Origin of the sequence: Rhodopila globiformis, assembly GCF_002937115.1 — a bacterium.
Lineage (GTDB): Bacteria > Pseudomonadota > Alphaproteobacteria > Acetobacterales > Acetobacteraceae > Rhodopila > Rhodopila globiformis.
In genome coordinates this window covers 1-8,606 of sequence record NZ_NHRY01000253.1, presented here as the reverse complement: position 1 = coordinate 8,606, position 8,606 = coordinate 1, and the positions used below count along the sequence as shown (strand labels likewise).

The following is an 8,606-nucleotide window of genomic DNA, read 5'->3' as shown; positions in this document are numbered from 1 at the left end:
TCGAGGCCTTCATCGCCTACTTCAACCGCACCCTCGCCAAGCCGTTCAAGTGGACCATGACCGGCAAGCCGCTCGCTGCGTGAGCGGCCGTCGAAATGGGGTTCGTTCTTCCGGCGAGGTGTACTAGCATAGTTCGCCGGAAACAACGCGCCCGTTGGATGTGGCAGACGGCCCTCCGGCTTTTGCCATGGCCATCATTGGGAAGGGACGGGGACTGGGGGCTGAAGCCGTGGCGGGGGTGGGAGCGCCTCCCCCGGAACCGTTCGTGCCTGCGCATTCTGCCTTGTTTTTCAACACGGAGGAAGATGAAGGACCACGAAGCGCCACGGAGACTGGGCCTTGCGGGCTTCCCGGGACCGGACGAACCGCATCATTGGGCTGGCGATCACAGCGCGCAGCGCAGCATCGCCGGAACGGCTCGAAGCGGTCCATGCTTTGCACCTGGCGTGCGGCCTGCGCCGCATCATTGGCTGACTCGTTCACCCCCCTTCGTGGCACTCGGTGGTTCTTCGCGTTCTCCGTGTTAAAAATCGGTCGCCAATCCAGGCTCCGCCGCCGCCTTCGACCCACCCGGGACGACACCGCCGCTCGTCGCAAGAGCTGAAGGAACAGGGACCGAATCTTCGGCGGCCGGTACCGGGCCTGGCCCGCGCGGCCCTGCGTATGCGGACATCTCCAAAATCAGACGCTTGAATGGCAGCCGGGGCCATTCCTTCCCCGTCATTGTCCGGCTTGTCCGGTCCTCCTTCCGCGGCACACGTGCCTGACCAAGTAGCCCTGCCAAGCTGGACCATGACGAGAAAACCCACGGGCGGCGACGGCAAAGCCTTGTCGCCAAACCCGCCTGAGTTGTGTAGGGAGAGGCCGCGATCCGATCCCGATCGCCGGCGCCCCCTGGGCCACGCCTTGGGCCGGGCGGGCCGCCGCATCATATTCCGTCCGGCCGGTGGGCATATCGGCCGGGGTGCATAGTCTGGAGCCGGAGGCATGGTGGAGACCGAGACGCGGGCGATGACAGCAGGCGCGGCGAACGCGGATGCGACGAAAGCGGGCGCAGCCGAGGCCGGGCGCGATTTCATCCGCGACATCGTCCAGGCCGACGTCGATACGGGACGCGTGCGGGGCGTGGTCACGCGCTTCCCGCCCGAGCCGAACGGCTTCCTGCACCTGGGCCACGCCAAGTCGATCTGCCTGAACTTCGGCGTCGCGAAAGAGTTCGGTGGCCGCTGCCACCTGCGCTTCGACGACACCAACCCGGTGAAGGAGGAGCAGCTGTTCATCGATTCGATCCAGCGGGACGTGCGCTGGCTCGGCTTCGACTGGGGCGAGCATCTGTACCATGCCTCGGACTATTTCGAGCAGCTGTACGACTATGCCGAGCACCTGATCCGCGCCGGCAATGCCTATGTCGACGACACCCCGCCCGAGGCGATGCGGGCGCAGCGTGGCACGCTGACCGAGCCGGGGCAGAACAGCCCGTTCCGCACCCGCCCGGTGGAGGAGAGCCTGGACCTGTTCCGCCGCATGCGCGCCGGCGAGTTCCCCAACGGCGCCCGGGTGCTGCGGGCGAAGATCGACATGGCCTCGGGCAACATGAACCTGCGCGACCCGGTGCTGTACCGCATCCTGCACGCCCGCCATCCGCGCACCGGCGACGCCTGGGCCATCTACCCGACCTATGACTTCGCGCACGGCCAGTCGGACGCGATTGAGCATATCACCCACTCGATCTGCACCCTGGAGTTCGAGGACCACCGGCCACTGTACGACTGGCTGATCGAGAACCTGCCGGTGCCGTCCACGCCGCACCAGTACGAGTTCGCGCGGCTGAACGTGACCTACACCGTGCTGTCGAAGCGGCACCTGACGAAGCTGGTGGCCGACGGGCTGGTCTCCGGCTGGGATGATCCGCGTATGCCAACCCTGGCGGGGATCAGGCGGCGGGGGGTGCCGGCGGCGGCGCTGCGGGAGTTCGTGGCGCGTGTCGGCGTGGCCCGCGCCTACAGCGTGGTCGATGTCGCGATGTTCGAGGCGGCGATCCGCGACACGCTGAACCCCACGGCGCCGCGGCGGATGGCGGTGCTGCGGCCGCTGAAGCTGATTATCGAGAACTACCCGGAAGGGCAGACCGAGACGCTGGAGGCGCGCAACCATCCCGACAACCCGGACGCCGGCACCCGGCCGCTGACCTTCGGGCGGGAGCTGTACGTCGAGCAGGACGACTTCATGGAGCACCCGCCGAAGAAATTCTTCCGGTTGTCGCCGGGCAAGGAGGTGCGGCTGCGCTGGGGCTACCTGGTGACCTGTCGGGAGGTGGTGAAGGACGCGGCCGGAACGGTGGTGGCGCTGCGCTGCACCTACGATCCGGAGTCGAGGGGCGGCAATGCGCCGGACGGGCGCAAGGTGCAGGCGACGCTGCACTGGCTGGCGGCGGCGGATGCGAAGCCGGCGGAGATCCGGCTGTATTCGCACCTGTTCAACCGGCCCGATCCGGGCGCGGATGGCGATGTGCTGGCGGATCTGAACCCGGATTCGCTGGATGTGCTGGCGGACGCGCTGGTGGAGCCGGCGCTGCTGGATGCGCCGGTGGGCGAAGCGGTGCAGTTCGAGCGGACCGGGTATTTCGCCCCGGATCCGGACTCGCAGCCGGGCCGGCCGGTGTTCAACCGCACGGTCGGCTTGCGGGATACGTGGGCGAAGGTCAGCGCCAAGGGGTGAGGCGCGGTAGCCGGCTGTTCCCGTCATGGCGGCTACGCAGGACAGGCCCGGGCACAGGCTCCGGGCCGCCCACCTACTCTATTGAGGGGCCTTTCAGTGTCTTGAGACCCTCATTGTCTTGAGATCCCCATTGCCTTGAGATCCCGGGCCAATGGACACCGTGATGGCGAAACAGCCCCGGCGGGTGGGAGAGCTTTCACCCGAATCGGCGGCGTCGCCATGCTGTTGCGTAACAGGAACCGGCTCCCGGCCCTCTTGCCCATGATGCGCAAGCCATGACCAGCGAGGCCAAGCCATCACGGCCGCAGCCGCCCAAATCCCTTCTCTGCGGGCTCTGCGCTCCGCTCGGCAAACTCCGCGTTGCATCGCGGTGGCTGGGACGCCACCGGCGCTTCGGGTTGGGCGACTCACCGGCAACGCCGATCTTTGTTGCAGAATCGCATTTTTCGACGCAGAGTTCGCCGAGCGGAGCGCAGAGTGCGCAGAGAAGAATTTGTTGCGACCTGCGGTCGCGGTGGGCCGGGGGCGATCGCCATGCCACGCTCTCGCTCGGACCGGGACGGCCAACGGACGGGGACAGGCCACGTCATGACAAAACCACCGCTTCTGGCCATCGTGACGGAAATCCGGTCGATGGGACCGAATCAATAATGCACGTGGCGCCGGGTTATATAATTACTTAATAGCGACAAAATCCGCTGTCCTGGCGCCGATGCCCGGCATGACGATCAGGGAACGCCAGCCTGTTTTGCCTCAACCTCCACATCGCCACGGATGCCGTGCCTCGTCCTCGGCGAAATGCCCCGAGCGCACCGGCGGCTTGCCACGGCTCAGGCCAGTTTCAGCAATCGCAGCACGATCCGTTTCCAGGCATCGAGAACAAGCGCGAACACGCAAGTCGCGGCAAGCAGCGCCACGACAAGATCGAGCGGCAGCGGCGCCGTGAACGTCCCGGTCAGCGCGACGGTCGCAGCGATCGCGATATCCACCATGCTCGACAGAACGATCCACACACCTGGTGCCGAGGACCACAGCGCCTCGCGCTCCCGCACCGCGTAAACCGTTGCCTGCCCGCCAAATACCAGCGCGGCGAAAGACAGCGTCCGCAGTTGCCCGATGCCGAGGTGACCGCCATAGGCGCCCGCGGCCAGCACGGCGGACAGGAAGGCCAGCTTGCAGGCGCCGAGCGCGGCGGCGGCCATGGTGATGCGGTCGATCCGCCAGGCCTCCGGCTTAGGCGAGGGCCGCGCGGAATCGGTCGTCAGCGACATGGTCAGGAAGTCGTTGGCGACCAGCAGCAGCACCATCAGCAACGGCGTGATGACCGCATGCCCCGTGACCAGCAGGCCAATCCCCAGGAACAGCACGGTCTCGATCTTCTTGATGATCGTGTTCAGCATGTAGGTCAGGATGCGCTGGAACGTCTCCCGGCCCTCCTGCACCGCATCCACGATCCCGGACAGCCCGGCGCGCGTCAGCACCAGCCCGGCGGCGGCTTTGGCGACATCCGTCGCCGTCGACACCGCAATGCCGATCTGCGCCTGGCGGAGCGCCGGCGCATCGTTCGCGCCGTCGCCGCACATGCCGACCGTGTGGCCCGCTGCCTGGAAGGCTTTCACCAGGCGATACTTGTCCTCCGGGAACACGCCGGCGAAAACCTGATAGTTGGCTGGCGACAGCGAGTCTGTCACGCCGCCGGGCGGGCAGACCGGGCCGCCCAGCCCCACCCGCCGCGCGATCACCACCGCCGTGTCAGGCGCGTCGCCGGTGACCATGACGGTGCGGATGCCCAGCGTCGCCAGGGTGCCAATCAGATCGGCCGAGTCCGCCCGCGGCGGATCGCTCAGGGCGATCAGCCCGGCCAGGCGCAGCGCCTGCCGCGGGCCGGCGGCGACGGCCAGGACCCGGTGCCCCTGCGCCGTCAGCTCGGCCAGGTTCGGCGTTGCCTCGGGCGCGGGCGCGGCCAGCGCGGCGACCGCGTTGAAGGCGCCCTTGACCACGCGCCACGCACCGTCCGGCGTCATGATCCGGGCCTCCGAGGTCTTCGTGGCGGGATCGAACGGAACGAACTGCACCAGGCGGAGGGAGGCATCGCCCGCGGACAGGTCCTCGGCCGCGGCACGCACGGCGGCGTCGACGGGATCTTTGCCACCCTCGGCACTGGCCAGCGCGGCGAGCGCGAGAAGGCGCTCCTTCGGAAACCCCGGCAGCGGGCGCACGGCGGCGACCTGCAGGGCGTTCTGCGTCAGGGTGCCGGTCTTGTCGGCGCACAGCAGGTTCATCGTCGCCGCCTCGTGCACCGCGGACAGCCGTGTCGGCAGCACGCCGCGGCGCACGAGGCGCTGCGCGGACAGGGCGGTGGCCAGCGTGAACGTCGCCGGCAGCGCCACCGGCACCGACGCCAGGATGCCCGTCACCAGCAGCGGCAGGATTTCCGCCAGGGGCAGGCCCCGGCTGCGCGCATACAGGACCAGGGCGGCCAGCACGGCGCCGTTGAGCATGGCCAGGTTGCGCACGACGCCGAGGATCGCCCGCTGCTCGGCGCTTTCCGCGTGGGCGATGCGGACGAGTTCCGCGGTCCGGCCGGAATAGGTGCGGGCGCCGGTGGCGGTCACCGTGCCCACCGCCTCGCCGCGCCGCACCAGGGCGCCGGCATAGGCGGCGGCGCCGCGGCCTGCCTCGGCCGGCACCGACTCGCCGGTCAGCATGGATTGGTCGAGCAGGACGGAGCCGGAAACAAGACGCATGTCGGCCGGGACGACCGCGCCGAGCGAGACCTTGACGACGTCGCCTGGCACCAGGTCCGCCGCCGGGATGATCGTCCACGCCCCGTCGCGCCGGGCGGACGCGGTCAGCGCGAGCTGGGACTTCAGGAGCCGCAAGGCCGCCTGGGCGCGGCTGTGCTGGAAGAACGAGAGGACCGCATTGAACAGCAGCAGTCCCAGGATCACGCCGGCTTCCAGCCGCTCCCCGAGCGCGGCCTGCACCAGGATTGCCACTTCCAGCATCCAGGGGACCGGCGCCCAGAACTGGCGCAGGAAGATGCGCAACGGATGCTCGGCGGTCTCGGCGACGGTGTTCGGCCCGAACTGCGCCCGCAGCCGCGCGGCGGCAGCGCTGGACAAGCCGTTTGCCTCCGTTACGGCTTCATCCGAAGGCAGTTCGGAGACGTCGTTCGGCACCGTCACGGCCGCGCCGTTCCCTGGTTCCGCGGGCGTCCCGGGCGGGCGCCTTCGGGCAGCCGCATCCCGGGCCTGACGAGCGTGACCGGCACGTGGGCCCGGTGAACGACCCCTGTCGCGGTCGAGCCGAACAGCATCCCTGTCACGCGGCCCAGTCCCCTTGTGCCCATGACGATCTGGTCCGGTTGCACGTCCCGCGCGACCCGCTCGATGGTTTCGCCGATCGGCCCGAATTCCGAGCGTACTTCGAAGCGGATTCCGGCTTCCTCGCAGGCCTTGATCGCGCCGTGCAGCGCCTTGGCCGACTGGCGCTCGGCGAGGTCACGCTCGTTTTCCGTCGCCACGTCGATGTCGGACAGGCCGAGCGTCTCGCGGTTCTGGACATTCAGCAGGACGATCGAGGCGGTTGGCCGATCCTGCGCCAGCCAGAGTGCGAAGGCGACGGCTCGCTGCGCGGTGCTCGAGCCGTCCGACGGAACAAGTAGCCGCATTCTTCCCCCTGCGATGACCGCATGCGCCGCAGTCGGCACGATACACGACCGGCGATGGGATCGTCAGGGGTGGTGGGCGGCGCGGATGGCCGCGGTTGCGGAAGGGGAGGCGGGCTTGGAGACGGATTCGGCCGCATGTCTGTTGCTTCATCGTCATGGTCGAGCGTGTCCCGGCCATCCATCCTCCATCGTTGCAGCGCAGGTGGCTGGGGCACGTCCCATGGGCGCCAGTACCGCTCGCCCGAGGAACCGACCCGGTTGGACGTGGCGGAAACTCCGCCGCTTGCCTTGGCCCCGGTCCGCAACGACGGACGTCCCCGCTTACCTCTCCGCCGCCAATCGGCTTACGCTGCCGGCGCACGCTGAGGAGACCGCCATGCAGAACCGCCCGCATTTGCTGCTGTGGACCGACTCGCCCGGTCCCTACGTCGACGCTATCCGCGATGCGGGACTGGCGGAGCGCGTCGACGTCGACACGCTGGCCCGGTCGCAGCAACCCTCCGCCACTCAGCGCGCCAGCACCACCGTCCTGCTGGCGGCCGGCGCGCCGCCGGGCCTGCTGCCGACGATGCCCAACCTCGCCTGGGCGCAATCGCTGACCGCCGGCGTCGAGGGCTGGCTCGCCCTGCCCGACCTGCCGCCCGGCCTGACCCTGACCTGCGCCCGCGGCACGCATCGCGAGTCGATGCCGGAGAACATCCTCGGCGCGCTGTTCCACATCGCCAAGCCCTATGCCGCCATTGTCGAGGACCAGAAACGGCGCCTCTGGCGTCAGCGGATCGCCACCCCGCTGAACGGCCGGACGCTCGGCATCCTGGGCCTGGGCGCTATCGGGCAGGAGGTCGCGCGGCTGGCCACTGCGCTCGGCATGCGCGTCATCGGCACCAAGCGCCGGCCTGCGCCGCTGCCCGGCCTCGACGCCGTGCTGGCGCCGGAAGAAACCGGCACCGTCCTGGCGCAGTCGGATTATGTGCTGGTGCTGCTGCCGGCCACGCCTGAAACCGAAAACTTCATCAACGCCGGGCGCCTGCGCGCCATGAAGCCCACGGCCTGGCTGCTGAACTTCGGCCGTGGCCAGGTGATCGATGACGCCGACTTGATCGCGGCGGTCAGCAGCGGGACGATCGCCGGCGCGGTGCTGGACGTCTTCCGGCAGGAGCCGCTGCCGCCGGAGCATCCGTTCTGGATCACCGCGGGCATCATCGTCCTGCCGCATATCGGCGGCCCGCATCCCGAGCGCGACCGCATCGTCGCAAGGCTGTTCGTCCGTAACCTTGGGCTGTTCCTCGACGGCGAGCCGCTGACGCAGGTCGTGGACCGCGCCGCCGGCTACTGACCACGGGCCGCGCTTCCACCCCGGGCGGAAGCGCACCGGAGCATGGTCCCGGGCAATGTTACCGGCCTGGATCGCCGCACGATCCAATCAGCCGCGCGACGATCGGCCCCGGCGGCTCGTTCGACGGGGTTGGGTCGGGCACTTCCGGCGGCAGGCCGGGCACCGGGTCCTCCACCGGTCCGCCCGGCGCCTGCTCCGGCGCGGGGTCGGGCGGCGGCGAGTCCGGGGGCTTGTTCGGCGGGATTGGCATGGGCTCTCCTTTCCTGTGTCCGGATGAAACGCCTGCCCTGGCTCCAGGATGCACGCCGCAAGGATGCACGCCGCACTGGCCCATCGCCGCGGAAAGGCGCAGGCTCGGCCGGGAGGCTCCCATGGCCAGCGATTCGCCATCCCGTGATTTCCTGTTGCCGCGCCTCACGGCCCTGATCGACGACGCCGTGAGGGCCGGCATTGCCCGCGAGGTTGCCGTGGCGGTGCTGATCGACCTGATCACGTCGCCCCGCTTCAATGCCGCCACGCCCGATCCCGCCGCGGACGCCGACCCGCGGCCAGGGTGGGAGCGCCGGCCAGACGATCCGGTGCTCATCGCCGGCCGCACCCCGCAGGCGCCGCCCATCGACGCCCAGGACGAAGCCGATTTCATCAGGCCGTTAGACTGGTTCCGGGACTAGTACACCTCGCCGGAAGTGGCGACTCCGTTGATGGGTGGCCCGGCGCGGGTGAGTCTGGTTTGCCACAGTCTGGCGGCAATCGCCGTGACCAGCCGCCGTCAGGAGCCGTTCTGGCGAGTCAGGAGCGGCCTGAATATGGCAGGCCACAGGCTCACGCCTCGCCCTGATTCACCGGAGCCTTCATGCCCCGTCTGACTGCCGCCCCGAT

At 69.3% G+C, this 8,606-nt stretch carries 6 protein-coding genes; 3 read left to right on the top strand and 3 right to left on the bottom strand.

Annotated elements, in window-relative coordinates; genetic code table 11:
- Positions 1-987: 987 nt before the first annotated feature.
- Positions 988-2,718 carry a glutamine--tRNA ligase/YqeY domain fusion protein gene (locus tag CCS01_RS26575; RefSeq protein ID WP_239992412.1) on the top strand — a complete coding sequence of 577 codons (1,731 nt, stop codon included), beginning with the start codon at positions 988-990 and terminating at the stop codon, positions 2,716-2,718.
- An 830-nt stretch (positions 2,719-3,548) separates the two neighbouring features.
- Here the strand turns inward: CCS01_RS26575 and CCS01_RS26570 are convergent.
- Both CCS01_RS26570 and CCS01_RS26565 read right to left on the bottom strand, forming a co-directional pair.
- Positions 3,549-5,900, bottom strand: coding sequence for an HAD-IC family P-type ATPase (locus CCS01_RS26570; protein WP_193540170.1), 2,352 nt, complete (start codon positions 5,898-5,900; stop codon positions 3,549-3,551).
- 2 nt (positions 5,901-5,902) lie between these two features.
- Complete coding sequence (locus tag CCS01_RS26565; protein ID WP_104521789.1) at positions 5,903-6,391, bottom strand: universal stress protein; 489 nt, start codon at positions 6,389-6,391, stop codon at positions 5,903-5,905.
- A 376-nt stretch (positions 6,392-6,767) separates the two neighbouring features.
- Here CCS01_RS26565 and CCS01_RS26560 point away from each other — a divergent pair, with 376 nt between their 5' ends.
- Positions 6,768-7,727 carry a D-2-hydroxyacid dehydrogenase gene (locus CCS01_RS26560; RefSeq protein ID WP_158258616.1) on the top strand — a complete coding sequence of 320 codons (960 nt, stop codon included), beginning with the start codon at positions 6,768-6,770 and terminating at the stop codon, positions 7,725-7,727.
- A gap of 58 nt (positions 7,728-7,785) precedes the next feature.
- Here the strand turns inward: CCS01_RS26560 and CCS01_RS33975 are convergent, their stop codons facing one another.
- Positions 7,786-7,977 (bottom strand): hypothetical protein, encoded by a 192-nt coding sequence (locus CCS01_RS33975; RefSeq protein ID WP_158258615.1) that lies wholly within the window; start codon positions 7,975-7,977, stop codon positions 7,786-7,788.
- 121 nt (positions 7,978-8,098) lie between these two features.
- On the opposite strand from CCS01_RS33975, the gene CCS01_RS26550 reads away from it, so the two are divergent.
- Positions 8,099-8,398, top strand: a complete 300-nt coding sequence (locus CCS01_RS26550; protein WP_104521786.1) for a hypothetical protein — start codon at positions 8,099-8,101, stop codon at positions 8,396-8,398.
- The last annotated feature ends 208 nt before the right edge of the window (positions 8,399-8,606 follow it).

Bases quoted from the DNA above. Each gene is read 5' to 3' on its own strand.
- CCS01_RS26575 (WP_239992412.1), top strand. From the start codon at position 988: ATGGTGGAGACCGAGACGCGGGCGATGACAGCAGGCGCGGCGAACGCG.
- CCS01_RS26565 (WP_104521789.1), bottom strand. From the start codon at position 6,391: ATGCGGCTACTTGTTCCGTCGGACGGCTCGAGCACCGCGCAGCGAGCC.
- CCS01_RS26560 (WP_158258616.1), top strand. From the start codon at position 6,768: ATGCAGAACCGCCCGCATTTGCTGCTGTGGACCGACTCGCCCGGTCCC.
- CCS01_RS33975 (WP_158258615.1), bottom strand. From the start codon at position 7,977: ATGCCAATCCCGCCGAACAAGCCCCCGGACTCGCCGCCGCCCGACCCC.
- CCS01_RS26550 (WP_104521786.1), top strand. From the start codon at position 8,099: ATGGCCAGCGATTCGCCATCCCGTGATTTCCTGTTGCCGCGCCTCACG.